Here is a 24,798-nt window from a genome sequence, read left to right on the forward strand (position 1 = left end):
AAGAAGTTTGATCTTTTGATTTAACTTCTTTTTTTTATTTTTATCAAAAAGATAGAATTGAGATATTCTGCTATATATTAACCAATTAACAACTATAGAGATGAAAAAAATATTTTTAGGATTAGCTTTCGGGTTAGGCGTCTTGACGTCCGCTCAGCAGTATCCTAACAATGGTTGGGGAGATGATGGTTATTATCAGAATGATGGAGGCTATTATAGCAATGAAGATGACAGAAGCTATTTTCCTGATGATTATTATTACAATTATCCTCAGGACTATTATCCAAGTGATTACTACCAGAATTACTATAACGATTACAGAAATAGTATTGTCAATATCAACTGGAATGGTTTCTTTGTACAGAACAGATTAAGCCGCTGGCAGATTGATCAGATTATCAGATTGAATAATCTATATGCGAGTTTCGCAGCGTGGGATAATTTTTACAGATATAATCCGGACAGATGGTATTATGATAGATTTTATGCACTGGAAAGGATTTTAGGACCAAGGGTTTTTGTAGTTTTCAGAAACGATTATTACAGAGGGATGAATCCTGTCGTTTATTTCCAGAATTACAGAAGGACCTATTATGTTCCGAGATATGCTGTAATGCCAAGATATCGAAATGTAAATATCAACATCTACAGGATGGACAGGTCAAGATTCCGCAGAATGGATAATCCTACGTTTGATATTATCAGAAGAGACAACGGATTCCGTGGGCCGGTAAGAGATGGAAGCAACAATTCAGGCGGTTTCAGGAATGATAATGTAGGAACAAGAAATAATAATACCGGTGGTTTCAGGGATAACTCTAATAATAATGGAGGGTTCAAAGGAAATTCAAACCATAGCGGAGGATTCAGAGACAACTCGGACAATAGAGGATTTAAAGGAAATGCTGGCAATAATGGAGGTTTTAGAAATGGTGGCGGTTTCAGAGAAAATAATGAAGTAAGAAGGGAAGCCCCCAAAAGACAGGATAACGGCGGATTCCGTGGAAATGAAGGAGGAGGATTCAGAGGACGATCAGAACATTCAGCTCCAAGACAGGAAAACCGTGGTAATAACGGAGGATTTCGAGGGAGTTTAGTTAGGAATTAATTTTCATATATTATATTTAAGTGGTGTGAAGGACAGGTTTTTATAAATCTGTCCTTTTTTGTGTTTATTTTTAATTTATTTTAGTTAAAATTTAACATTATTTATGAATGCGTTAATTTAACTTAGGTTTTAATTGTTAATCAAAAAGGTATATAACAATTAATTAAATTTTTAAAAATGAAAAAATTAGTTTTAGCAATAGCGTTTATAGGAATGGGAAGTTTTGCAATGGCACAACAAACTACTCCACAGGATAGGGAAGCAAGGAGAGCAGAGATGCAGCAGAAAATGCATCAAAAAGAACAGGAACATTTAGCACAAATGCAAAAAGATCTTAACCTTAATCAGTCTCAGGTTGACCAGATAAAAGCCCTTAAGGACAAAAGAAAAGCTGAAATGAAAGCCGAGTTTGAAAAAACTAAGGTCGACAGACAGGCTAAGATGGAAGCAATGAAGGTCAAAAGAGCACAGATGGATGCTGATATGAAAAAAATTCTTACTCCTCAACAGTTTGATAAATGGCAGGCTGACAGAGATGCTAAAATGGAGAAAAGAAAGATGGCAATGAAAGAAAGAAGAATGATGAAAAAGCCAATGACTACAGGAGCTGTTGAACCAAAATAAGAGTTCATAATTTCAATTTTTGAATGTGGTAAGGATGGAAAATGTTCCATCCTTTTTGTATTAATTTTAAGTAAAACCTTTGATGTCGGGCATATATTCCCTATTTTTGACTATAAATTTAATACTTATGGTTAGCGAAAAAATTGCAAAATTAATTAATGAACAAATAGCTCACGAACAATATGCTGCTCAATATTATCTTTCAATGTCTGCCTGGTTTTCAGGGAAAGATCTTGACGGAATTGCCAACTACTTCAGAGTACAAAGCAAAGAAGAATTAATGCATGCAGATAAAATGTTCGATTATTTGAATGATGTAGGAGGAGAAATCATTATCGGAGAAATTGCAAAACCGCCACATGAGTTCGACAGCGCAACGGATATTTTCGAGAAAGCTCTGGCACACGAGAAAATTGTAACGAAAAGCATTTTCAACATTGTGAAGAATGCTAATGAGGAAGGAGATTTTGCGACAACATCTTTCCTGCAATGGTTTATCAACGAACAGGTAGAAGAGGAGGCAAGTGCTTCTCAGTATGTAACGAAGATTAAAATGGTATGCGATAATCCGTCGGCATTATATCTTTTGATCAGGAATTATCACAAAGAGTATTTACTCCGAACACAACTGCTTAAGATTAAACAATCTTTCAGAAAATATAAAAAGCCGTTATCATTGAATAGCGGCTTTTTTATTGAGATTATATTTTTTTCTTATTTTTTACGAGTGTACGCCAGCCCAAATAAATTCCCAGAACAGCAAGAAACAAAACATAAAACAAGATTCCCTGAGGATAATCTTTTGCCATGAGAATGATGATCATCGGAGTAATACCTCCAAAAATGGCCTGCCCTAAATTGTAGGAAAACGAAATTCCGGAAATCCGCACCGACGCAGGAAATCTGTGAATCATAATGTATGGAATGCATCCTAAAACTCCTCCGGCAAATAAACCTGTTGTGGCGTATAATATTGATAATCCTTCCGGTTTCATATGGATCAGTTTCTGGAGGAAGAACCAGCTGCAAATCCCGAAACAGGTACTCCAGAGCATCAACATTCTGCCTGCTCCTTTTCTGTCGCACATCATTCCTCCCAATACGGCTCCCAGGCTAATGCTGATCAATGTATAGCTTTGCATGGTGATGGCATCTTTCCTTGGAATACTAAAGAAATCACTCATCAAATTGGGGATCATCAGGGTGAGAAGGATAGAACAACCTGTAAAAATCCAGGTGAGCAGAAGGGAAAAACTGATATCCGGAAGATGAGACTGAAAGATCTTTTGCAATGGGATTTTCTCGCTTAACGTTTTCTTTTCCTTCATTTCAATAAAAACCGGGGTTTCCTTGAGATACCTGCGGAGGAAGATGGTAATGATACCAAATAAACCTCCCAGGATGAAAGGATACCTCCAGGCTCCGTTGAAAATTTCTTCTGCTGAAAAGGAGGTATTGATGTAAAGGGTAATGGCAGAACCCAGTAATACTCCCATCGAAAGGCTCGCCGTTATCATCGAATCTGCTAATCCGACCCGGTTACCCGGTACATGTTCAGCGACAAATACCCAGGCTGCAGGAATTTCGCCTCCTATAGCAAAGCCTTGTAAAATCCGTACCACCAGAAGCAATATAGGCGCAAAATATCCGATTTGTTGATAGGTTGGTAAAAAGCCTATGGCCAACGTTGGAAATACCATCAGTACAATGGATAGGAAAAACATTTTCTTTCTCCCGAAAAGATCACCAAAATGTGCCATGATCATTCCTCCGACCGGCCGTACAAAAAAACCTGCAGCAAATGTACCGTAAGTATTCATGGATGCCCAGAAAGAATCTAAGGTAGGCGGGAAGAAATGTTCTCCGATGATTTTTGCGAAAAAAATAAAGACTACAAAATCATAAAACTCCAACATTCCTCCAAAAGAAGACAGGATCAATGTTCTGATATCATGTTTGTTTAATTGCCTCGGCCGGGTAAAAGTGGGCATCTCCATATTAATTTGGTATCTGTATAATTTAATCTAAGATATACAAAATATGAAAATCATGAGTTTGTTCAGAAATGTTTATTGAAATTAATTTGATTCCTGATGCAATGCCGTATTTTTTGGTGTGAAATTATTTTCTATCTTATTATCTGTCATAAAAGCATGATAGCCATTCTTGTAAAAAAATAAATACCCATCTACGATAAACATATCATTAAAAGGAAACTGACAACCCTTTTTTGAAATATCTCCATCAGCATTCATGACAACCAATAAATCGTCGGTGTCTTTGATTCCAAAATCTTTTTTTAATAATTCTTTTTTTTCGCTGCCTGTTTTAGAGCTTTTGAAGTAGTTTGCAAACGTATTTTTTTCTTTCACAATTTCTCCAGAACAAACGAGTTTTCCTGAGTTGAGAATTTTAATGGAATCTTCACTGATGTATAGGGTAAAATCCTTGTAGTCCGTATGTAAATTGTTTGGGGCAAACTTCCAAATGACATAATGAGAATCTTCACCATTACGTTCTTTTTTACACCTGTTAAAGTATCTTTCTGTTTACAGCCCAGAACAATAAAAGCAAGTATGAACAAGATCGCTCTATGCATCTGTTATAATTTATATATTAAAGTTTTATAATTTTTCCCTTCTGATCAATTTTAAATTTTTCAAATGCAGTAGCATCTTCTGTATTCCCTTTATACTTTTCAACAGTGAAATCAGGAAATATTTTAAAAGTAACAGGGTTTTCATCACCAATAGAACCTATTTCTTTATAGTCGATAATATTATTATTTTGAGTAGTGATTAAAATAAAATAATCTGAATCTCCTCTGGACATATCAACAACCAGATATTGAAACTGATCATCGGAACGGAGGACAAAAGCTTTATAGCTTTCTCCATCATAACTCTTAGTTTTTAAATAGTCTGTCAAGCTTGAATTTACGTCATAGGAAGGATATTTAACGGATCAGTAGTATTAGCAGCAAAAGCTATTATTTTAATAAGTTCTTCTTCTGTCCAAGGACTATTTTTATCATCATAAAATTTAATAATTTCTTGAGTGACATATTTTTCCAACGCTAAAGTATATTGGTTTTGTTGAGCAGTTGTGTTTTTTTGTATATAGCTTAGGATTTCTGTATTAATTTGAAGTGTATTGTTTCTATCTTTGGTGAAAATTAAATGATCAGTGACTTCTTGTGGATTAGATTTGTTTTTCTCCATTATCTCATGTATAGAGATATTAGAGTTTACTCTATTATTATAATCGGGTAGACTCTACGGTTTTGGAGCTATATAAAAAAAATAAATATTATTTATACAATAATCGATATATTAATTTGATTCTTTCATCTTAATTTCAATTGATAGAAATAATGTATTACTTGCTTTTTTTTACATTATAGCCATATTTGGACATTCTATTTTCAGCTTCTTCTGGTTTTAATTGTGTTGTTTGTGTGTAATAATTATTTTTCCACTTATACAATTTCATAATTAGCTGCCCTTTATCATAAGTCTCATAGCCGTCTTGATGATCCAAAGCGTAAATAAAAAGAGTGTCTTTATTCTCTTTTACAGAACATTTATATTTAAGATAGAATTGAAATCCTGAACCTTCATAACTACAAGAGTTTTTCGATATGGTAAATTGATGTTCCCAATACATTGTTGGCGCATAGCTCCTTTTTGTGGAAAAATCTAATGAATAATTTCCAAACCATGATGGGGGTAATTGCTCTTGAGCGAATGTAAATGCACTCATTGAAAGGAGAAATATAAATAAAAATTTTTTCATTAGTACTATTTTTACTCTAATAACAAAAACTGAATTTTATAAGTTTACAATTATTATTTTTCCATTTTATCCATTTGGAAATATCTTTATAATCTTCAACATATTCACATTCTGTTTTTACAATTGATTTAATTAGCATTGAATCACCATTTATTTTATCTGATTTATACTGAAGTTGTTTCTTCAGTTTCTACTGTGGATGAAAATTCACCTTGAAATTTAGAATCAAGTGATTTAATATTCTCGGTAGCCGATTCTTTGATTGTATACTTTTTATTTTCTTCGTGAGTTTTGCAACTGAATAAAAATAAATAGACTGAAGCTATTAAAACATTTAATTTCATTATTTGTATTTGGGTAAGGTGCTTTATTTATAAGATGGTTTTTATTATTTTAAATCCATCTTTTTGTGGTTTTGTAATGATATCAGAATCTATCCATTCAGACTGAACATAAAAATTTCCGTTGTCTTCTATTAAAATGAACTGTGGATCCATATTTTTTCCAAGAGTATAGCCATCAAGATTTTTTTTATGTTTTAATATCAATTTATTTCCTTCTTCTGTTGCCGTTAGCTCATCTTTAAATCCAATTTGATAACCATTGCCTGACGCTATACTATTTTCACCAGTTATATTGATCTCTAAATCCCACCCGGCATTCATTCCTCCAATTTTTCCATAATTAAATCGAACTTTATAAATACCGTACCATTTTTTATTAATTGCGATGGTGTGTAATGAAGACGGAGTTTTTTGTCTTGAAGTAACAGTATCAGCGTTGATAACTTGAGTAACAGATGTTTTGGCATCTTTACATGAGAAAGCCAGAAATAATAAAAGTGATATGTGGAGGTGTTTTGCTACCAAACTACGTACTTTATTAAATTAAGATAGAATCTATTATTTTATCTTTTGTAAAGGCATTTCATTATTTCCAGGATTGATAAAGTAAACAGGGTTTCCTGAAATATAATATTCATTGTCTGATTTTTCAATATAAATTGTGCCCATATCATGTTGAAATGAAGAATTATAGATGATTTTTATTTTGTCGTTATTAATAAGTTCAGCTTTGACATTAGAATAACTCTCTTTACTCCCATCATCATTTATATTGACTGAAATATTATCTAAGGACTTTATAACAATATTGAAACTTGTTTTTGCCTCATCTCTATTGGATGCTTCAAAATGATAGTTGCCCTGCCAAATAATGTCATTTGCCTTTTGAGATTTATCGATATGTGATCCAGGTGAAACCAATGAATCTTCTGATAATGTCTTACTGGAGCCAACTTTTTTGAAATGGTTGTTTTGTGCTCTTGTGCTTTTTCACAAGAAAACAAGCTTAAAATGCAGATGATAATTAGGCTTTTCATTTCAAAAAATACTGTTGTTTATGTACGTTTATTTTATCAAATCAATGATTTTATTATTGATCATTTTATTATAATCACCTTCAAAAAGCCCATTTTTATACTTTTTGTAATATTCTATATTTGATGTGGAAAACTCGTAGTATAACTTGTCTCCTTTCTCATAATATTTTCCTTCAGAATAGTTTGGATAGTTTTTATAATCATTATCATTTTTGATAATATATTTATCTGGAATCTCTATTAAAATACTTTCTCCTGATTCATAAATTTTTAGTATATCCGAGTAATTAACAGTTGATTCTTCGTACTCAGGTTTCCAATACATAACTCTTTGTCCCAGGGGATATAAAACTTTATTTTTATATAGATATAATTTCCATCCAAAATGATTATCACCATTTATTGGAAAGAATATTACATAGTTTTTAGATGCATCTGAAAAGTAGACTGTAGGTACCGAGGTTTCTAAGTCTTCATTATTAATTTTCCTTATAATAGCTTTTTCTATATCATTAAAAACAAAAGTAATAAGTTCATATCTATTTTTGTCACTTCCTTCAATCGTTGTATTTGAAATATTAAAATTTTTACAATTTAAACTGTAATTAGAAGATTCAGAATTTTCTTGGCCACAATTAATTTTGGTTAATTGAGTGAGATTTTCTGTAGTAATTGCTTGACCTGAAGTCTCAGATTTTAATGCTTCTTTTTCTATTTTGATACTATTATCTTCCTCTTTTTTTTGCCCTTGACATGATAATAAAAAGAGTGTGATAAATATTGTTATTGTTTTTTTCATAACTATTAATTAATCCCAAAAATCTTCATACTAGTGATCTTTATAATTAGTAGTCTTAAGGTGGACCAAATTTATCAAACTCAGATGCATAAGAAATCATTTCTTTGATATGTGGTAGGTTATAGTAATTTTCTTTTTTAACTTGATTTTGAAAATTAATCCATAGAGTTTTAGGATATGTCAAACAACAGAAGCTTAAAATATTTCCCCACATTCCTTTGTGCCAATTGTCTGGTGATTCTTTCCAAAATTTTTGATGTAACGGATCAGTAGTATTAGCAGCAAAAGCTATTATTTTAATAAGTTCTTCTTCTGTCCAAGGACTATTTTTATCATCATAAAATTTAATAATTTCTTGAGTGACATATTTTTCCAACGCTAAAGTATATTGGTTTTGTTGAGCAGTTGTGTTTTTTTGTATATAGTTTAGGATTGCTGTATTAATTTGATGTGTATTGTTTCTATCTTTGGTGAAAATTAAATGATCAGTAACTTCTTGTGGATTATACTTGTTTTTCTCCATTATCTCATGTATAGAGATATCAGAGTTGCGACTTACATTTATATTCCTCTGTTCCTTCTTGCAAGAAAACAGGCTTAAAATACAAATAATAATTATCAGGCTTTTCATTTATTATCTACAGATAATGGTTCTCACTATTTTTTCTTTAAGAAAGTACCATTGGTAGAAATACTATATTCTTGTGTATTTTTTAATACATTTTTATAATCAACTCTATTAAATTTTTTCAAAACAATAGAGTAATTTTTACCAATTGAAAATGTTGTTAACTCTCTTTTATTGGATTCAGGGTAGCCGTCATCTGCATAACCTACCTTTAAAGAGTCAATTGTTTTCCCTTTATTATCCATTGTAAATAATGTATAAAATACGTCATCAGTATTATCATTTTTGGCTAGGGTTATATTAATATCTCCATATTTTTCCAAAGATAATTTGCTGTTATAATTACCCAGAGAATTATCTGCCTCCCATTCGAATTTGTCTAAATCTTCCTGTTGTATGGGTAGAGATACTTGTTTTGAATGGTTGTTAAGTTTGAGAATGATGTCATCATTAAAGTTACTTAAGGTAAGGGAACCAAAATCCTCAGGGGTATAAATCTCATGCTGTTCATCTATTCCTTCTGACGTTTGCTTAGTTTTCAGGAGATCTATTTTTTCTAAAAAAACTTCATTGGATTTGAAGCTAAATGAATAGACTATGTCCTCCTGTATAAGATCAAATCCTGTATCTGTCGCTTTTAAACTCACATAAGGGTCACCTGACTGAACACCACATGTTGAACAGGCAATGATTTTATTATTTGAACTTATTGTTTTATATGTATTTTGGCTATTAAGCTGCACGGCAATTGTTCTGTTGGCCGTTGGTGTTTTTTCAGAAATGATAACCTTATCAGGCTGACCATCTTTATTGATATCAACAAGTAAGGAGTCTATAACTTTTTCTTGCTTATTTGGTTCATTGATAATGGTTGCTTGGCTTTGCAGATGTTTTTTACAAGCTAATAACGATACACTCAATATCATTGAAATGAAAAAAAAGTTTTATTTTCATTTTATTTATCTTTTTTATATTCATTATAGTAGGTTTCAATATTCGAAGCATAGTCAGGATTCTTTTTTTCCATTTACTTCCGTTATATTTAGAAGCAATATCTTCCCAATTTTTATTTTTCATAGCGGTTATCATTCCAATAGTATTTTCAATATATCCAACAAAAAAGTAAAATTGCTGAATTTCACAAAGGTTTACAGCTTTTTCCATTTCTTCAGGTGTGCTAAAGGCTACTGAATAGTTGAAACCCATCACTTGGAATTTACCCCAACTACAAGCTTTTAAAGCGGTTGTATTATCAATTTTTTTAGCTTTATCTAGTTTGTCGTATTGCTCGGAATATTTACCATAACCTCCTGACAGCTCATTTACAAGCGAGGGATCATCTTTTTGTAATTTTTCAAGTTCAGATCTTGTCTTATTTAAATCTTTTTCTAGATATTCCCACATTTTGTGTCTTTCAAATAGGATAGTAGCTTGCCCTTCTTTCCAGAAACTCTCTCTCTTTGATTCCTGCTTTGCGATAGCCTGAATCATTGCTAACTCAATACCTAATCTATCTGCTTCTTTTTTATAAATATCATTAGTAATAGGGCTGCCTTTACCTATACATGCTGTTTTCACTTTACCTTGTTTAAAGCAAATACATTCTCCTACTTTTGAATTAGAATTGCTATTGGTGCTTAATCCTCCGCCCATACAACTACACATATCTTTTAGTCCCAATTCATTGGCAAGTTGGGTTAGGCTTTTTCCTGTAAGTGAATCTTGAGTTTTAGTAAAAAATTTATCATCTAGATAAACATTATCAAATTCACGTACATCCATGTGGATCCAGCTCCAAGTTTGCCCATTTCCTAATCCAAACGGCTCTAAAGAAAAATTATTATTTCCATTAAGCCAATTATATTTACTGTCTAAATATTTTGTATAAAATTTGTCACGAATATCTCTTAGAATAGGTAGGTTTTCTTCTTTTTTCCCTGCAACTAGTTTATTGTTTTTTAAGAACTGTATATCTACAGCTTTTCCCATATGGTTAGTAGTTGCTCTACCAGCATATTTATTGTGTTCCCAACATCTGTATCCTGCAGTAATACTAGAATATTTATATTCATTTTGTATACTTAAATAATATTTCAAGGCGCTCACTCCCCATAATAAACTTCTATGCATTCCAGGTCTTTCATATTTATGATATTTTTCAACGTGAGTTTTACTTGAATATTGATCTTTATATTGACCTTTTCCAAATCCTGAGCATTTGTTTGGAATACTTTTTATTCCATTACATAAACATGTATAATCTGATATTTTTTCAGCCCATTTCGAAGTAAAATCATCAATTGCTTTGAGTACATTTCCACAGACTTTTCCTGTTTCTGGAACTTTCATATAATCCCGTTGGAATTGTTTTACCATTTTTTCTGTTCTGTCCGTAAACTCATCTGTTGGAACATTTCCACCAAATCCAGCTAAGCGGATATTGATTTCTCTGATCAATTCGCTCTTAGGGCTTCCCTTTTTAATACAGAACTTGCCACCACAATTAGATCCACCAATTGGTTGATCCCCCACTTTCACCGCACCTTTATTCTCAACAATCTTAACCAGCGTACTCCCTTTCTTCAGCTTAGCGGTAGCCATTGAGAAATCACCATCTGCATCGTATAAAACTTTTCCGTCCTGGTTCTTTTCTTTCACGATGGCATAAACGGTCAATAAATTTACTTTATTTTTTATACCGTTCCATATAATTTTTTGTTTAATGATTCCATTCTGATCAGCTTTAACATTGACCTGCTGTAAGAGCAGGGGATCTCTCCCTAATACAGAATCCCTTATTTCCAGGAATAAGCTTTCATCAGGCTTTATTCCGCGGCTGTTGGCGTAGAAATAACTGATCTCATCATAATCTACTACCGTATGTTTTTCGCTGCCGTCTTCACTGCCTAACTTGGCATTGAAAATTTCTTTTTATCCTGAACATCCAGTTTATACGTTTTAGGGAATGGCAAACCTTCCCCAATAGCGACAACATCTGGTGCTGAAATTTTGGCATAGATCAATCCCTGGTTTCCCGCCTTGTTTTTCATGTCAGCATCTAAGGTTATCGGAATTAATCCTCCGTCATAAGCTTTAATGGTAATGGTTTTTACAGGGTCGTCCTGTACGGTGTCACTATCCCAGAGTACGATGGTTAGTTTTTCATTATCAAGGCCTTGGTGATCAATGCGGATATTTACTTTCTGTCCCCAGCCGGCTTTGTCTATTTTACTTCCGTTGCTGTCTGTAAACTGGATATCGTTAATTGTTGGTTGTACTACGGTTATGGTTTGCGTAGAGCCTTTACCTTTTATTCTGCTGGTAATGGTTAATGTCCCGGGCTTTTTAGGCGTAAAGTTGATGGATTTTCCGGTAACGGCATTAGAGAATCCCTGCCATTGTACTATTTCGCTGGGAAGAAGATCCGGAAATATCATTTTGTCAACAGTAGCGGTCATAGGTTTACCCACTTTGGGAGTACCGCTGACGGTAAAGCTTACCACATCGTTTTCCTTCACCTCAAAATGCCAGTCGTCATCTTCTTTTTTGGCGTTTTTCCCGGTAGCGTTGGCTACCATGCTGTATGCTTCTACAACATGCTTCCCGGGAGTGACGCGTACTCCGGGGATGGTAATACTTTTCCCGTTTCCGATGAGTACACCGTCCAGGTTCCATTTGATGTCTGCTGCTTCTCCGGAAGTCAGCCCAAAAGGAGAGTTCTCATCACCCAATTTATATTTCATTTTAGAAACACTGAAAGACATCGAAGTTCCCGGTCTTACGACTTCGGCACCATGACTGATACCTAAAACCGCATTGCCTTCACTTTCTCCGGACATCTTTTTTCTATGGCTTCCCCGTTTTCGTTGATATAACGGGCCAGAATACTGTATTTCGCTTTAGTGTTCTGAGGAATAAAGGTTAGGGTGTCATCATTGATGTGAACGCCTTCCGTAATAGCATTTCCCGATCCATCGAATACGGCGAGTGTAAGCCTTGATTTTTCTTCTTCCGTAAGATCAGGAATGAAAAATTTTGCTCTGAACACAGAAGGAACGCCTTTCCTGAACTTTCTGTTTTTAGAGGGGTCGATACGGGTAGTAAAATCTGCGGATGTAGACTCAAGATCGAGAAGGGTGTTTTCTACTACTTCAACATCGATAGAACAGGTAGGATCACATTTATCAAATTTTCCTTTTTCAAATTCCGGGGTTTTAGGTTTGCCGTATCCTTCAATCCTGAATTTTCCCAATCCTTCGAAACTTTGGGAAAACTCGGTTCCGATTTGTTCTCTTAAAAATATTCTGTTCTCTTTCTTACCCTGATGGTCACTGTAAACCATCCACGAGGTGAGTTGTTTGTTTCCGCTTTTCAGATTGGCTTTAAAAGATGCTTCTTCGTCTTTACGCAGGTAAACGGTACCACTTTTATTTTTGGAATCTATTTCTTTAAAACTAAGTCTGTTTTCTATGGCAGTTAAGACAATAGAAGTCACGGAAGGATATTCTTCCTTTTTTTTAGGCTGATCCACTGCCGGATTTACCATAGCCAGTTCTGCCGGGTTGGTATTGTCAGCATGGGCGTTGCTCACAGAATCAGTCTGCCCGTGTTTAGCTATGGTTATTATTCCGCCTGCAGTACACGTTAATTGAGAGATTTCTGTCAGTGTATTTTTTCCCATGACCTGAGTACTGTCATAGGTTTTGTCCCATTTGGGTGCAGGCGCTACAGCACACGGAAGATAACCACCTGCCGTTGGTTTCATTTTACATTTTCCGAAAGTTTCAGCGGGAGGCATAAATGTTTTATCTTCTTCTGTGGCGGCCAGTTTACCCTGTTGATCGTTCAGGACGATAATTGCATGGGAAGTAACTTGCAAATCTGCTGTTTTTTTAGGAGGAATGGATTGATCACAGATGCATTTGGCACCATGTACCACAAAGTATTTTCCGTCGTGGTCACTTTTGGAAGCCTGTTCGTTTTTCTTTTTCTCTTCTTCCTTCTTTTTTTCCTCTTCCTGTTTCTGTTCTGCCGTTTTTTGTTCCTGGGCAGGATCGGGTGGAGGAGTCTCACCATTGAGTCCATACACCTCATCAGGAGGCGGAGTCATAAGGGAAAAGCCTGTATAAGGAGTATTACCAACCTTCGTTTCGGAATTGGCATTATGATAGTCTTTCAGTTTTGTCCAGTCTTTGATCCCCAATTTTTTGGCGATATCCTGCAGCGTTTCTCCGCTCTGAACTGTATATGGGATAGGTGCTGACATATTGTTATTTTGTTTCGATGGTGATAATCTGTTGGTAGTAAAATTTATCTTCCGCTTCTATGCACACAATGTTTTCTGCTTTTTCAATTCTACCGGTTTTCCCGGTGTAGCTGATGGTATTTTGAAGATCTGCATAGAGTGGGAGTGTTTCTTCATCAAAATTGACGTCGTAGTCATACTTATGAATGTATCTTATAATATCATTCATGATATCCTGGGCATTATTGATTTTAGGTTCGAATGATAATGTGTTTTCATCTTTCTGATAGCGGGTTTCGCCTTTCCATTCAGAATTTCCTATCGGGAGAATTTTCCAGGAAGTTTCATAGTGTTTTTTAGGATTGAATTTTTGTAAGCTATACTCAAGCATTTTCATAAAATGCAGCTGTCTGATAAACTGACTTAACTTTTCATCCGTTTGTATCGCCTCAAAAAACCGGGTCCTTATATGTTCGGTCCCATCACCACTGTAGATATTGTGAACGTCGATATCTGCTTTTTGGATGCGTTTTCTGATTTCATCTATATTCTGAATAACCAGGCTATACTTCTGTACCACACAGACCAGCGGAAACAGTGCTTCCATATAGGTGTTGGATACTTCGAGAAATTTAGTATCTATTTCCTGGTTATTAACCTTAAGATTGGTTCTGTTGATCAATATTTGATTACCCTCTTTTTTCCATGGCTCTATATACAAAGTGTATGAGAGCTGCCCGTCATGCTGCTCGCGACCTATTTTTACCGTGCATTTATCCTGTATGAAGTAGGTAGAAGTGGGGAATATGTCCGAAATTGGGAAAGTCATGATTAATTGTGTTTTCAGGTGTTTTTATTAGTATATGTTTAATATATCATAATAAGGGACGTCTATTTTCTTATCCTTTATCATATATTGGCCAAGGCAACAGCCCAGCATTTGCTTGCCTCCGTAATAGGGCATGTTTTTAAAATTGTATAATTTGAAATTCAGGTTTTCTGCTACCTTCACTTCCAAAGTGTCTGTAGTTTGTAACCCGGTTATATTTTTAATTTTTAATTGTGAATCCTGTTGTTTTAAAGTATGGGGTAGTAAGATGGATTTCCCGTTTTTAATATGGAAAATCTGAGCCTTATCCAAATTGACATTTTTGTATTTATCCATAAACTTAAGAGTTAATGAATCATATTTGAATTCAATATTTTTGTTTTGGGAACATTGTTCCTGATCCTGTACTTTTTGTTTTTTTTCGTCTACACATGAAGTAAACAAAAAGAACATGCCGGTGATCATTGCTATGATATTTTTCATTGTATTATTTCATTTTTATATAGCCATTGTAATTCATCATAAAATGTTGCCATGATATGGGAGCCTCAAGATAGGTATCTTTGGTTCCCCATGAATATACCTTAAACATGACTTCATCCTTTTTACTCTTAAAGAAACCGGGTTCATAGTCCCAGGTTATCGGGGTTTCCAATACAACCCAATGCAGATCAAAAGATTTTTTATCCCATATATCCTGTATGAGATCCGAATCTATCATCAACATTAGCCTGTATCCATTACTAAGCTGTTTATTGATATCATCAATTTTAATCTGCATTTCCATGGTGCTTGTCGCCAGTGGTTTTATAGGATTGTATACTCCTTTGGAATGTACGTCACTATAACCCAATAGCTTTTCGCAGAGGTTAATAACTACATTAGGCCAGTTGATTGCCTGAAATTCTTCATCTCCGCCCTTATATTTTGGATTATCGGTATTTCTTGTGGATGCCATTGTGACATAATCCACTAAAGGCATATCCGAAGTATTCAGAGGAAATCCTTTGGTATTGATTTTCTTTTCCAGAATATCAATACTTGGTTTTGCTGTATAGCTCTTATAAGTAGATTCTCCGGTTCTGAACAGTTCTTTTGCAAATTTTTTATAGGCAGCAGGCTGTTCCTTTGCAAACAAATAGAATACACAAGCCATTCCGCAGAGAGAAGTTCCTGACTGGTTTATTCTTTCCGGATGTTTATCGTCAGTTCTTACTTTTAATTCTGCTTCAAACATAGCTTCGTTGAACCATCTGAATCTGTTGTGATGCCATATTTTTAAACGGCCTTCTGATGCTTCATCGTTAATATAAGCCATTACATAAATGTAGCTGCCGCACATATCCTTTTCATTCAGATGAAGACTATAAATTTCTCCGGTGATAGTGGACAGATGTTCTATCCATTTATTTTTTGACGGACTATAATATTTGTATTTCCACCTGATCTTCTTCTTATCCTGAGGCGGAAGATTGGTGTAAGTAACGACCTGGAATCTATAAGTTTTTCCAAACAGAAATCCTGGCTGTGTCTTTATGGGACTCGCTTCTTCATTGGCGGAGCCATTATCCAACGGAGTAAGGAGCTTAATACTTTTAACCTTGGTAGGCTCAATGCCCTTACGTTGGGTCTCTTTTTTTTGTCAAATTCTACTCCAGGCATAATAATATTGATTTGTGTTTTGGTGGCTTATGTTTGTTATTTTCTATTTAAATCGATTCCCATCTATCATATAATCTTTTAAATAGTCTTTCATATCTTCTTCCAGATAATAATCTTTATTGTCATGATATGAATTTTTATCTTTAACAGTTTTTACATACATCGCTTTCAGCTTTTTATTTTTAACAGAATAAATACAAGAGCAATTATTTTTTTTTGTATAGTGCTGTTTGCTAAAGGATTGATAATTCATTTTAAGTATACTGTCATTTATCAATCGAGGTAAAGGATATAATGAATTAAACAATGCTAAATACTTATCTGTAAAAAGGTCTGTTTTTTTTGATGAATGAAGATCTGCGCAGTATATTCCTCCAAGTTCGGCAAACTGTTTAAATGTTCTGTTGTCATTTTGTAGTTTGTTTATAACCTGAGAAAATATCTTATTATCCTGGCTCCACAAATACGTTGGAAGAGTAATACTTAAAATGATTAAAATATGCTTCATTATTTATATATTATTTTAATTCCCAAAAATAAACGGTCCCTCCATAATCGACATAATTATGTCCACCTATTACATTTCTATTATTTCCAATCCAAAGAGTTGCATGTCCGGAAATTCCATCACCAAATCCACCAAGTATAATGTAAACACCATTTTTTATTTTACCCTCATTGATTTTATCGGCTACAGCAGTAATGTTTGAAGGTCCCTTAACGGTCACATCCGGAGATCCCCAAACGTCTGGTTTTATTAACCATGATTGTAAACCACTAGCACTTGTCTGAAATCCTTTATTGTAAAAAGTATGCTTTTTGTTAGTAATTTTAAAAGCAGTTTTAACTTTCATTCCTCCGTTTATTAATCCCAAAGAAACTCTTGTTGCGCAAGCATTTCCAAAGGTTTTTGTATCATAGTCTTTTCCTAATAGCTCTGGGAAAACCTCTGTGGCAGGCTTGTCATCGTTGCCGGATTTGGGATAACCCTCATAAACATCTTTCCAGCTAGGCCTCTTTATTTGAATAGGTGTAGTCGTTTTTCCACCAGACTGCGCAACAAACTTTCTTTGTTGCTCCAGCAAAATGGGAATCAATTTTTCTATATTCATAGCCTGTACTTTTTAGGATTCTTCTTTATCATCCCTTATCGTTAACGTGTAAGCCTTTAAAGGCTCCTTGAATATGATCTGCCCTTTTTTTACAGTTCCTGTAAGAGTAAGTTCGTCAAGACCTTCAGCAATAGGCTCTCCATCTTCAGCTTTAATTGTTACCTCTATGCTTTCTCCGTCTTCATAACCTTCAGTTTCTACAATGAGGTCCATGTCTACATAAAACCTGGAAGAATCTGTCAGATGATTTTCCTCATCCCCATATGCCCAATACATTTCTGTTATTTGCCCATCAGATTTATCCTCATCCTCAGTCAATGCTCCTCCTTTTCCAAAACCTTGCAATATTGCTTTTTTTTGGCTGGATAATTCCAGGTTTTGCTTGGTAGCCTCAATAGTCACCTGCTGGGCTTCCTCATGAGAAACCTTACTGAGCGAGGTATAATTATTTGAAACCTGTATATTGATATTTTTTGCATTCTTTATAATCGCCATGATAATGAGTTTTATAAGTCATTTTTGTATAGCTGGTTAAACGGATATTTATTCTTTTTCCTTTGTCTTAAAGCTCTTAAGGATACATAAAAAGATAAGATAAAAGCTAAAAATCCCAGAAATAAAGATTCAATGACATTTTCCATGGGCATATTTTCGTGGCTGTCTTCTGTCATCGGAGCATTGATGAAATCCATAATATTGTAAGCCGCTATAGTCGTAAAGCTCATAGCAATAATGCTGATCAGTAGTGGTAATAAATAGAGTCTCATGATTAGTTTTTAATGGGAGTTTCCTTGTTCGCCGCTTTGAGATTTTACTGTTTTCTCACTTTGCAAAACCATATTTTCTTTCGTACTGACAACGGTTACTTTATCTGCATAGGAGTCGCTCTTTTTAGATTGGACATTTCTTTCATTTTCGGCGATCTCAGTTCGCATGTCAGATGATTCATGGATATTACCGGTTGCAGTCTGCATCAGATCTTTTCCTGCGGTATCAATCATATTCACTCCCGCATTGGATACAATATTCACATTGGCGGTGGCATACATGTTATTTCCAGCGATAGAAGTAATATCCCGCCCTGCTGTCATTTTGATGTTATTCCCTGCGGTGAAGGTCATGTCTTTTGGGGCATTAACAGTGATATTTCCTTTTCCATCCATGAAATACGTATTTCCACTCGGGTCTTCAATATAAATGCTGCCTTCTGCATCATTGAAAATCACTTTATTCCCGCTTCTGGTCTGTATGGATTTGATATGGTTGTTGACACCACCTCCGAGTGCTACTGCACCATGGAACATTCCTCCCATGGCAAAAGGAAAATCCGGATGATGATATTCGAAGCCTACCATAACCTGGTCACCCACTTCAGGTACAGCTACAAAGCCTCTGTTTTGAGTAATGGCATCAGTACCTCCGGCATCCGGGCTCATCATTCTGATAAAATGGGTGGTATCATGCAGCTGCCAGTCGAATTGTACCTTTATTCTTCCCTGATTCAGAGGGTCTGTATTAGAAATGACGGTAGCAATCTGTGGTTCTGCAGGGATTTGTTCAAAATCAGGTTTTGGAATATATCCCGTACCTTCTGCAATCGCTTCAAATGATCCTGTATAAATCCCTCTTGTATTTACTTCATGAGAAACTTCTGTGATCATAAGTTTCGTAAAATAGGAGGTCTGATTGCTGCTGGGTTTTCTCATCTCAATATCCGGCAATACAACCCGGATACAAGAACGGCACAGAAGTATTTGCGGAAACGGTAAAAACTTCTACAGCTGCGCTCCCTGCAGCACTTTTTTGAGCATCGTCTACATTTAATGACATATTTGCATTCACGGGAGAAGGGTTCAGGGCTCTGGTCTTGTAAATACCATCATTCAGGTCATAAGCTTTGGAAGCCAGTTGCCCCAAATGTTTGATATTAGCCGTTGAGCTTAATAGTTTCTCGTGTTTACTGCTGTTATAACCGAAGAATTCAGGTTTTGTATGTACCGCTTTGAGTTCAATGCAGATATCACTCACATTACTTCCATAGGTAAGTTTTATAGGTTGCTCTCCCGGAGGAAGTTTTCCGAAGTGAAGCACCTCACCGTCATAGTAAAACTGTTCCCCATAAGTTTCTGCCAGTCTTGCAAGGTAGTTGTAATGTGTTTCTTTGTATTGTGCGCTATAGTTGATATAGCTTTTGTTTTTTGTATCTATTTTAAAATCGTATTTACCGGAACCTAAGGTTTCCTTAATGACCCTGTCTGCAATGATGGAGGTATTGACCTGCTGATCACCACCGAAACTTTGTGTATGCGGAGCAGAATCCATTAAAATGGTAGGACTTTTTCCTTTTAGTACGATACTGCCAAGGCTTGCTTTTTCCTGGCTGAAAGCAACCTGAGTGATAAAACCTACAAAAGTTCTTTCAGGACTCTCGTTTTCAGCATCTTTATATTTAAAGACGACCGTTAAACGCTTTCCTAAAAACTGTTGAGCTTCTTCCAGGTTATGATCCTGCCCGTCTCCTAAGGCATCGTGAGCAAGGGTAAGTTCGAAAGTATGATGTTTCCGGATACTCTGTTGGAGGCGGAAATGCTTGAAATATTTGATGATTTTACCTTCAATCACAATATCCAGCTTTACCACGCGCTGGAGTCCGGCTATATGATTTTCAGCAATCTTGTCTGCATTGGTAGTCTTATTTTTCATCGGTTTTTTCTTTTGTGGTTATATCACTAAAATTAGAAATGTTTTAAATTAGTCAGATATAGAAACTGTTAAATTTTAAAAATTGTAGTAGAATTACGACATTTGTCAAAGAAATGTCTCACAAACCAAAACAATTGTAATAAATATGGTCCTTTTCGCAGGAAATAAATCTCATATTTCCTTGAAAGCCGATATTTTGTTAACAGAGACAAAAAGACCATCCTGCTTAAGAATGATCTTTGTAATTTGTTGATTGCTGGAAATTAAGAAGCAGGCCACAGTCCCAAATACTGTGAAGTTCCGTAGTCAATGGTTTCCGCGCTTACCACAAAGCTGATCAGCATGCTATTGCTGTCAACAGCATCGAACTCTACCTCATGCTGGATCACATATCCGTTTTCCCAGTTTAAAGTAATTAAAGTTCCTTCCTCATGAGACTTATTGAAAATAACTTCCCCTTTGGTAGGTTTGTATTTTCCGTTAAGTAATGTTTCAAGGATGTCAGATTTTTCTGTAGCTTCTACAGTCAGTTTTATAAGGGCATTAGAAGGGTCTGAAGCTACACGTCCCGATACATCTGTAGATCTGGATACGCTGTATTTCAGTTTTAATAGCTTTTGCCCTTCACTTCCGTTGAATTTTAAGATTCCTCTTGAGTTTGCTGCCATGGTTGTAAATTTTCTGGTTAATTAATATGCTTTCTGTGATTCTGACACAAATGTATATTTCTTCAATTAAACTTAAAAATTTTTACCATTAAGTTTCAGTATTTGTAGTAATTCTACGATTTTATGTCGTAGTTCTACGATATTTACGGAATGTAGCTATGAAGAAGGATCAGAGATAAATGACCTGCGTTTTTAGAACTTTTCTACCCAGATGCTCAAGAATATTCTTATATCTTTCAACCTGCGCTTCATCTTTCATCTTCTCTTCCCCGGTTTTAAAGTCAATAATGATATAGCCCTCATCACTTTTTAAAATACGGTCAGGTCTTGAAATATAGCTCTTACCTCTTTCCGAAATCATGATATCTTTCTCATTAATAACTTCCCACTTTTCATCAAAGAATTCTGAATAAGTCCTGACAATCTCTTCCAGCTTGCTCTGAATTTCATTTTTCTCTTCAATGGTAATCTGCCCTTCCAGAGCATACGCTTCCAGTACCCTGGAAATATCTTTTTCTGTATTGATTTTGGAAAGAAGCTCATGGACAAAAAGCCCGATTCTTACCTTCTCATTTCTTACCTGATAATTTTTTGAAGGAGTTGCAATTTTGATGGAAGTGCTCTTTTCATTGACATTTTTCAGATTTTGGATATTCTGGGTTTTAAAAGATGAGGTTTTATCACGGGAATGTTTTTTTAACATTTCAGGATGTACCTCATACAAGTCAAACTCATCCGCATTTTCCGTATTTTTTGTTTGAAGGAACTCTAGCAACTCCAGATTATTTGAAGTTTTGTTGGCTTTTTGAATATAGAAAAATAACTGCTCAACAGGTCGGGTTGTTGCAACATATTGAAGGCACAGACGGTCAATCAGGTTTTTATAAGAATTTTTTCTATTGAATGCCTGAATTTCTTCGTCGTACGTTTCGAGGTTTTTACTGAATTGGTTGATATTGACTGATTTTAAAGCAGAGTTCTCACTGGTATCAAACCAATTCGTAAATTCATTGTCCCGATTCTTATTCATCATAGGAATAAAGACGATAGGAAACTCCAGCCCTTTAGACTTATGAATGGTCATAATCTGGATGGCATCGATATTTTCAGAGGCCTGAATGGTGTAAGAAGAAGCTTCCTCATCCCAATATTTCAGGAATTCTTTCGTACTTGCTCCTGCATTCTGAGTAAAGTTAAAAAGCATTTCCATGAAATTGAGCAGGAAGTCGGTTTCTTTATTCTCCACCGAAAATTCATTGATGTAATATTCTATAAAATTATACAGGTTGAATCTTGGGAAATTATCCTGTTTCAGCTGTAATGAATACTTTTGTCGGAGAAAATGAAGAATTTCTTCATGACTTTCAATGTCAAGAATTTCCTTCATTTCCCATGTGAAATCAGCCATACCGACAGCGTCCCAATGTATTCAGATGGTACATCATCATAATCAGGCAGGTCCTGTTTTTAGGATTGATTTCCCATCTGAGAAACTCAATAACGGCTTTTAAAGTACTCGAAAGCTCCAGCGTAAGCCCTTTATCTGAAATTGTTTTGATATTGGTTTCCTCACCACGGTATTTCACTTTCAGGTTACCCAGTTTTTGAGAATAACTGAAAATATCAAAATTTCCACGACAGAGAATCGTAATATCTGAAAATGTAAAACCATTATCCAGACACTCCTGAATATCTTTACACATTCTGTCTGAAGTGTCATCGTAAAATTCTTCGTTGGTGAGATTGTCTATGAGGTTTACTTTTACCCGGCCTTCAAGTTGAGATCTGGGGCTTTGTTCAGCATCTGTTCCAAAAATATTCTTATGCTCCTCTTCCAGTCCTTCGGAATGAAAACGATACAACTCATTATTAAACCGGACAATATTGCGGGCGCTTCTCCAGTTGTCTTTTAAAACAAGAAGATCTGCTTCCTTAGGGGAAAATTCTTTTTATTAATGATGTCCAGCATCAGCTTGCTCTCCCCGCCACGGAATCTGTAAATACTTTGTTTGGGATCGCCAACGAGCGTAAATGAGGTATATTCTGAAGAAACACTGTGATCTCTCAAAGGAACAAAGTTCTGCCATTGTAGCTCGGAAGTATCCTGAAATTCATCAAAGAAATAATGCTGAAATTGAGCTCCTACTTTTTCGTAAATAAAAGCAGAAGGTTCATTTTTGAGATTCTCATTGATCAGGATGTTAAACTTAGACAATAGTACAAGGTCATTTTCTTCCTCAATTTTTCTGAGTTCATCCTGAATATCTTTATTTACTTTCAAAGGAAGAAGGGCAGATAAGACTTTCTCCTTCTTCTGAGTTTCAATGTACAGAAGGATGAGCTGCATTCTGTTTTCAAGAAGCTGATCAAGAATTTCAAAAATCTCAGCTTCTTTATGTTTCGATTTTGAAGAAGCTCCCTTTCTGTAATTGTTCACCACAGAGTCTTCCTGTGTGGTAGGAAACGGAAAGCCTGGTCTTTTCTGCTGGTAAAAGTCAATCACTTTTGTGAAAAATCCTCCGATACCGTTTTTACCCTGGGCAAAATCTTCAATCTCAATATTTCTTGCTTTAAATAATTCAATGGATTTTGCAGCAAGCTCTGTAGCCTGCTTTTTGTTTAGGACAATTTCTTTGCGGAGTACATTTTTTTATATTTTCATAATTGGCATCGTCAAAATCACTGTTATTTTTCAGATGCTCATAATGAATATCCTTTACAAACTCCTTGGCAGAATCATACAGGTTTTTGTTGAGGTTAATTCTCTCATTGTTTTCAAGACTGTAGTCTACATAATCCATGAAAGAATTGGAAATCGTTTCATTCTCACCGATCTTATCCAGCATTTTATCCACAGCTTCGATCAGGAAGGGTTCAGCTTCAATTTCAAGATTAAAATTTTTAGCCAGGCCCAATTCATAAGAAAAACTCCTTACCAGCCTTGAATTAAAACGGTCAATGGTTCCGATATTCAGTGTAGAGTAATTGTGCAGAATATAATCCAGAAGCCTCTTTGAGCGAACATGAAGCTCATCAATGGTAATTTTTAAACCTTCTGCTTCAAATGCTTTCTGTATATTTCTCAGGTCTGTATTGTATGCAAAATCTTGGGAGGCGAAGTTTCCTAACCATGATAAAATCCTTTCCTTCATCTCATTCGCTGCTTTGTTGGTGAAAGTCAGGGCGAGAATATTCCTGATCGATTGCTGTTGATTAGGATAGCGGAGACAGATCATCAGAAGCCTTTGAACCAGGGCATATGTTTTTCCTGATCCTGCTGAAGCATTGATGACTGTGTAAGAATTTTCCATTGTAAAAGGTCGTATTGAGACTGCAAGTTAGCTAAAATTTAAAAGAAACTTTAACAAATTAATCGGGCTATTGATCAGTTTCAGGGGTAAAAAAAGAAAATAAATATTAAAACACGTTAAGGGTGGTTAAACTTGTGGTCCACGTTAAAAATAATTTTAGCTTTGTTTTATAAAAAGTATCCCGTGAAATTTAAACTATTCCTTATCCTTCCCCTTATTTTTTTTATTAAAACCCATGCCCAAACTTACATTTTCGGTAAAGTGATTTCCGAAAGCGGGACTGAAATGCAGGATGTCAACGTAATCAATATAAGGACTGATGAAATGGTACTTTCCAATACTGACGGACATTTTATGATTTCCGGAAAAGCAGGAGATGAATTACGTTTTATAAAGGCGGGATATGATCGTTTGTCTAAAAGAATATCCCAGGAAAATATACAGGCTCCTATCAATGTCACTTTGGTACGTACCACCATAGAAATTCCTGAAGTTCAAGTAAAACAGGGGCTTACTGGGAATCTGAAAATTGATTCACGGACTTATAACAAACCCCAGAAAGTACAAAAACTTACCAAAGAAATTGATCGGTATATTGCACAGAAGTCTGATCCTAGAATACTGGCTGCAAGACCGGGAGAATTTGTGCAGCCGAAAGGAGAAGGATTTTCGATCGGAAAAGCGAAAGATAAGTGGGATGATATTGATTTAATGAACTATATCAAAGCAAGCCTTGGGGATGAGTATTTTACCAATCTTAAAATAGAAAAACCCTTGATAGATCATTTTATTTCCTATGTTCTTGCAGGTGGTTTTGAAAGAAAAAAAATCCTGAAATACGGATATTGTAGTGATGCAGATCTATACAGGTTCCAGCGTTTTGTTTTGGTAAGAATTTCATCCTATCGTACCCCACAACCCCGGAATTAACAC

At 35.2% G+C, this 24,798-nt stretch carries 25 protein-coding genes and 2 pseudogenes; 4 read left to right on the forward strand and 23 right to left on the reverse strand.

Going from position 1 to position 24,798, the window contains the following annotated elements; genetic code table 11:
- Positions 1 to 100 precede the first annotated feature (100 nt).
- The 3 genes from H3Z85_10255 to H3Z85_10265 all read left to right on the forward strand — a co-directional run bounded on the left by H3Z85_10255 (position 101) and on the right by H3Z85_10265 (position 2,543).
- Complete coding sequence (locus tag H3Z85_10255; protein ID QPQ53657.1) at positions 101 to 1,108, forward strand: hypothetical protein; 1,008 nt, start codon at positions 101 to 103, stop codon at positions 1,106 to 1,108.
- 177 nt (positions 1,109 to 1,285) lie between these two features.
- On the forward strand, positions 1,286 to 1,732 hold the full coding sequence (locus H3Z85_10260) for a hypothetical protein (protein QPQ53658.1): 447 nt from the start codon (positions 1,286 to 1,288) through the stop codon (positions 1,730 to 1,732).
- A gap of 127 nt (positions 1,733 to 1,859) precedes the next feature.
- Positions 1,860 to 2,543 carry a ferritin gene (locus tag H3Z85_10265; protein ID QPQ53659.1) on the forward strand — a complete coding sequence of 228 codons (684 nt, stop codon included), beginning with the start codon at positions 1,860 to 1,862 and terminating at the stop codon, positions 2,541 to 2,543.
- Here H3Z85_10265 and H3Z85_10270 read toward each other — a convergent pair.
- The 23 genes and pseudogenes from H3Z85_10270 to H3Z85_10380 form a co-directional block, all read right to left on the reverse strand.
- Positions 2,434 to 3,723, reverse strand: coding sequence for an MFS transporter (locus H3Z85_10270; protein QPQ53660.1), 1,290 nt, complete (start codon positions 3,721 to 3,723; stop codon positions 2,434 to 2,436). The genes H3Z85_10265 and H3Z85_10270 overlap by 110 nt on opposite strands.
- A gap of 87 nt (positions 3,724 to 3,810) precedes the next feature.
- The gene (locus tag H3Z85_10275; GenBank protein QPQ53661.1) at positions 3,811 to 4,104 is read right to left on the reverse strand and encodes a hypothetical protein; all 294 of its coding nucleotides are present in this window, start codon (positions 4,102 to 4,104) and stop codon (positions 3,811 to 3,813) included.
- Positions 4,105 to 4,348: 244 nt separating this feature from the next.
- The gene (locus H3Z85_10280) at positions 4,349 to 4,660 is read right to left on the reverse strand and encodes a hypothetical protein (GenBank protein QPQ53662.1); all 312 of its coding nucleotides are present in this window, start codon (positions 4,658 to 4,660) and stop codon (positions 4,349 to 4,351) included.
- Between the two features lie 8 nt (positions 4,661 to 4,668).
- The gene (locus tag H3Z85_10285; GenBank protein ID QPQ53663.1) at positions 4,669 to 4,953 is read right to left on the reverse strand and encodes a hypothetical protein; all 285 of its coding nucleotides are present in this window, start codon (positions 4,951 to 4,953) and stop codon (positions 4,669 to 4,671) included.
- A 157-nt stretch (positions 4,954 to 5,110) separates the two neighbouring features.
- Positions 5,111 to 5,527 carry a hypothetical protein gene (locus H3Z85_10290; protein QPQ53664.1) on the reverse strand — a complete coding sequence of 139 codons (417 nt, stop codon included), beginning with the start codon at positions 5,525 to 5,527 and terminating at the stop codon, positions 5,111 to 5,113.
- 371 nt (positions 5,528 to 5,898) lie between these two features.
- Positions 5,899 to 6,396, reverse strand: coding sequence for a hypothetical protein (locus H3Z85_10295; protein QPQ53665.1), 498 nt, complete (start codon positions 6,394 to 6,396; stop codon positions 5,899 to 5,901).
- A 33-nt stretch (positions 6,397 to 6,429) separates the two neighbouring features.
- Complete coding sequence (locus H3Z85_10300) at positions 6,430 to 6,792, reverse strand: hypothetical protein (GenBank protein ID QPQ53666.1); 363 nt, start codon at positions 6,790 to 6,792, stop codon at positions 6,430 to 6,432.
- A gap of 144 nt (positions 6,793 to 6,936) precedes the next feature.
- Positions 6,937 to 7,707, reverse strand: a complete 771-nt coding sequence (locus tag H3Z85_10305; protein ID QPQ53667.1) for a hypothetical protein — start codon at positions 7,705 to 7,707, stop codon at positions 6,937 to 6,939.
- Positions 7,708 to 7,762: 55 nt separating this feature from the next.
- Positions 7,763 to 8,230 carry a hypothetical protein gene (locus H3Z85_10310; GenBank protein ID QPQ53668.1) on the reverse strand — a complete coding sequence of 156 codons (468 nt, stop codon included), beginning with the start codon at positions 8,228 to 8,230 and terminating at the stop codon, positions 7,763 to 7,765.
- A gap of 134 nt (positions 8,231 to 8,364) precedes the next feature.
- Complete coding sequence (locus H3Z85_10315) at positions 8,365 to 9,261, reverse strand: hypothetical protein (protein ID QPQ53669.1); 897 nt, start codon at positions 9,259 to 9,261, stop codon at positions 8,365 to 8,367.
- Positions 9,230 to 11,011, reverse strand: coding sequence for a DUF3380 domain-containing protein (locus H3Z85_10320; protein ID QPQ53670.1), 1,782 nt, complete (start codon positions 11,009 to 11,011; stop codon positions 9,230 to 9,232). The genes H3Z85_10315 and H3Z85_10320 overlap by 32 nt, the downstream gene beginning before the upstream one ends.
- A gap of 230 nt (positions 11,012 to 11,241) precedes the next feature.
- Positions 11,242 to 12,174, reverse strand: a complete 933-nt coding sequence (locus H3Z85_10325) for a hypothetical protein (GenBank protein QPQ53671.1) — start codon at positions 12,172 to 12,174, stop codon at positions 11,242 to 11,244.
- On the reverse strand, positions 12,141 to 13,601 hold the full coding sequence (locus tag H3Z85_10330; GenBank protein ID QPQ53672.1) for a DUF4280 domain-containing protein: 1,461 nt from the start codon (positions 13,599 to 13,601) through the stop codon (positions 12,141 to 12,143). The genes H3Z85_10325 and H3Z85_10330 overlap by 34 nt, the downstream gene beginning before the upstream one ends.
- A 4-nt stretch (positions 13,602 to 13,605) precedes the next feature.
- Positions 13,606 to 14,409: a hypothetical protein gene (locus H3Z85_10335; GenBank protein ID QPQ53673.1), complete on the reverse strand. Its 804-nt coding sequence runs from the start codon at positions 14,407 to 14,409 to the stop codon at positions 13,606 to 13,608.
- A 27-nt stretch (positions 14,410 to 14,436) separates the two neighbouring features.
- On the reverse strand, positions 14,437 to 14,892 hold the full coding sequence (locus tag H3Z85_10340) for a hypothetical protein (GenBank protein QPQ53674.1): 456 nt from the start codon (positions 14,890 to 14,892) through the stop codon (positions 14,437 to 14,439).
- A 4-nt stretch (positions 14,893 to 14,896) separates the two neighbouring features.
- Positions 14,897 to 15,982 carry a hypothetical protein gene (locus H3Z85_10345; protein ID QPQ53675.1) on the reverse strand — a complete coding sequence of 362 codons (1,086 nt, stop codon included), beginning with the start codon at positions 15,980 to 15,982 and terminating at the stop codon, positions 14,897 to 14,899.
- 132 nt (positions 15,983 to 16,114) lie between these two features.
- Positions 16,115 to 16,579: a hypothetical protein gene (locus tag H3Z85_10350; protein ID QPQ53676.1), complete on the reverse strand. Its 465-nt coding sequence runs from the start codon at positions 16,577 to 16,579 to the stop codon at positions 16,115 to 16,117.
- A gap of 10 nt (positions 16,580 to 16,589) precedes the next feature.
- Complete coding sequence (locus H3Z85_10355) at positions 16,590 to 17,183, reverse strand: hypothetical protein (protein ID QPQ53677.1); 594 nt, start codon at positions 17,181 to 17,183, stop codon at positions 16,590 to 16,592.
- 12 nt (positions 17,184 to 17,195) lie between these two features.
- On the reverse strand, positions 17,196 to 17,678 hold the full coding sequence (locus H3Z85_10360; GenBank protein ID QPQ53678.1) for a hypothetical protein: 483 nt from the start codon (positions 17,676 to 17,678) through the stop codon (positions 17,196 to 17,198).
- An 11-nt stretch (positions 17,679 to 17,689) separates the two neighbouring features.
- Positions 17,690 to 17,950, reverse strand: coding sequence for a hypothetical protein (locus tag H3Z85_10365; protein QPQ53679.1), 261 nt, complete (start codon positions 17,948 to 17,950; stop codon positions 17,690 to 17,692).
- Positions 17,951 to 17,959: 9 nt separating this feature from the next.
- A pseudogene (locus H3Z85_10370) lies at positions 17,960 to 19,886 on the reverse strand (Vgr family protein).
- A gap of 263 nt (positions 19,887 to 20,149) precedes the next feature.
- Positions 20,150 to 20,554, reverse strand: coding sequence for a hypothetical protein (locus tag H3Z85_10375; protein ID QPQ53680.1), 405 nt, complete (start codon positions 20,552 to 20,554; stop codon positions 20,150 to 20,152).
- Positions 20,555 to 20,723: 169 nt separating this feature from the next.
- Positions 20,724 to 23,865, reverse strand: a pseudogene (locus H3Z85_10380) (UvrD-helicase domain-containing protein).
- A gap of 183 nt (positions 23,866 to 24,048) precedes the next feature.
- Here H3Z85_10380 and H3Z85_10385 point away from each other — a divergent pair.
- Positions 24,049 to 24,795, forward strand: a complete 747-nt coding sequence (locus H3Z85_10385) for a hypothetical protein (protein ID QPQ53681.1) — start codon at positions 24,049 to 24,051, stop codon at positions 24,793 to 24,795.
- The last annotated feature ends 3 nt before the right edge of the window (positions 24,796 to 24,798 follow it).

Source organism: Chryseobacterium indologenes, assembly GCA_016025055.1.
GTDB lineage: Bacteria > Bacteroidota > Bacteroidia > Flavobacteriales > Weeksellaceae > Chryseobacterium > Chryseobacterium indologenes.

What these genes read in the sequence shown, in the direction of transcription:
- H3Z85_10255 (QPQ53657.1), top strand. Translation starts at nt 101, where the DNA reads ATGAAAAAAATATTTTTAGGATTAGCTTTCGGGTTAGGCGTCTTGACG.
- H3Z85_10260 (QPQ53658.1), top strand. Translation starts at nt 1,286, where the DNA reads ATGAAAAAATTAGTTTTAGCAATAGCGTTTATAGGAATGGGAAGTTTT.
- H3Z85_10265 (QPQ53659.1), top strand. Translation starts at nt 1,860, where the DNA reads ATGGTTAGCGAAAAAATTGCAAAATTAATTAATGAACAAATAGCTCAC.
- H3Z85_10270 (QPQ53660.1), bottom strand. Translation starts at nt 3,723, where the DNA reads ATGCCCACTTTTACCCGGCCGAGGCAATTAAACAAACATGATATCAGA.
- H3Z85_10285 (QPQ53663.1), bottom strand. Translation starts at nt 4,953, where the DNA reads ATGGAGAAAAACAAATCTAATCCACAAGAAGTCACTGATCATTTAATT.
- H3Z85_10290 (QPQ53664.1), bottom strand. Translation starts at nt 5,527, where the DNA reads ATGAAAAAATTTTTATTTATATTTCTCCTTTCAATGAGTGCATTTACA.
- H3Z85_10305 (QPQ53667.1), bottom strand. Translation starts at nt 7,707, where the DNA reads ATGAAAAAAACAATAACAATATTTATCACACTCTTTTTATTATCATGT.
- H3Z85_10310 (QPQ53668.1), bottom strand. Translation starts at nt 8,230, where the DNA reads ATGGAGAAAAACAAGTATAATCCACAAGAAGTTACTGATCATTTAATT.
- H3Z85_10315 (QPQ53669.1), bottom strand. Translation starts at nt 9,261, where the DNA reads ATGATATTGAGTGTATCGTTATTAGCTTGTAAAAAACATCTGCAAAGC.
- H3Z85_10325 (QPQ53671.1), bottom strand. Translation starts at nt 12,174, where the DNA reads ATGTCCGGAGAAAGTGAAGGCAATGCGGTTTTAGGTATCAGTCATGGT.
- H3Z85_10330 (QPQ53672.1), bottom strand. Translation starts at nt 13,601, where the DNA reads ATGTCAGCACCTATCCCATATACAGTTCAGAGCGGAGAAACGCTGCAG.
- H3Z85_10335 (QPQ53673.1), bottom strand. Translation starts at nt 14,409, where the DNA reads ATGACTTTCCCAATTTCGGACATATTCCCCACTTCTACCTACTTCATA.
- H3Z85_10340 (QPQ53674.1), bottom strand. Translation starts at nt 14,892, where the DNA reads ATGAAAAATATCATAGCAATGATCACCGGCATGTTCTTTTTGTTTACT.
- H3Z85_10350 (QPQ53676.1), bottom strand. Translation starts at nt 16,579, where the DNA reads ATGAAGCATATTTTAATCATTTTAAGTATTACTCTTCCAACGTATTTG.
- H3Z85_10355 (QPQ53677.1), bottom strand. Translation starts at nt 17,183, where the DNA reads ATGAATATAGAAAAATTGATTCCCATTTTGCTGGAGCAACAAAGAAAG.
- H3Z85_10360 (QPQ53678.1), bottom strand. Translation starts at nt 17,678, where the DNA reads ATGGCGATTATAAAGAATGCAAAAAATATCAATATACAGGTTTCAAAT.
- H3Z85_10365 (QPQ53679.1), bottom strand. Translation starts at nt 17,950, where the DNA reads ATGAGACTCTATTTATTACCACTACTGATCAGCATTATTGCTATGAGC.
- H3Z85_10375 (QPQ53680.1), bottom strand. Translation starts at nt 20,554, where the DNA reads ATGGCAGCAAACTCAAGAGGAATCTTAAAATTCAACGGAAGTGAAGGG.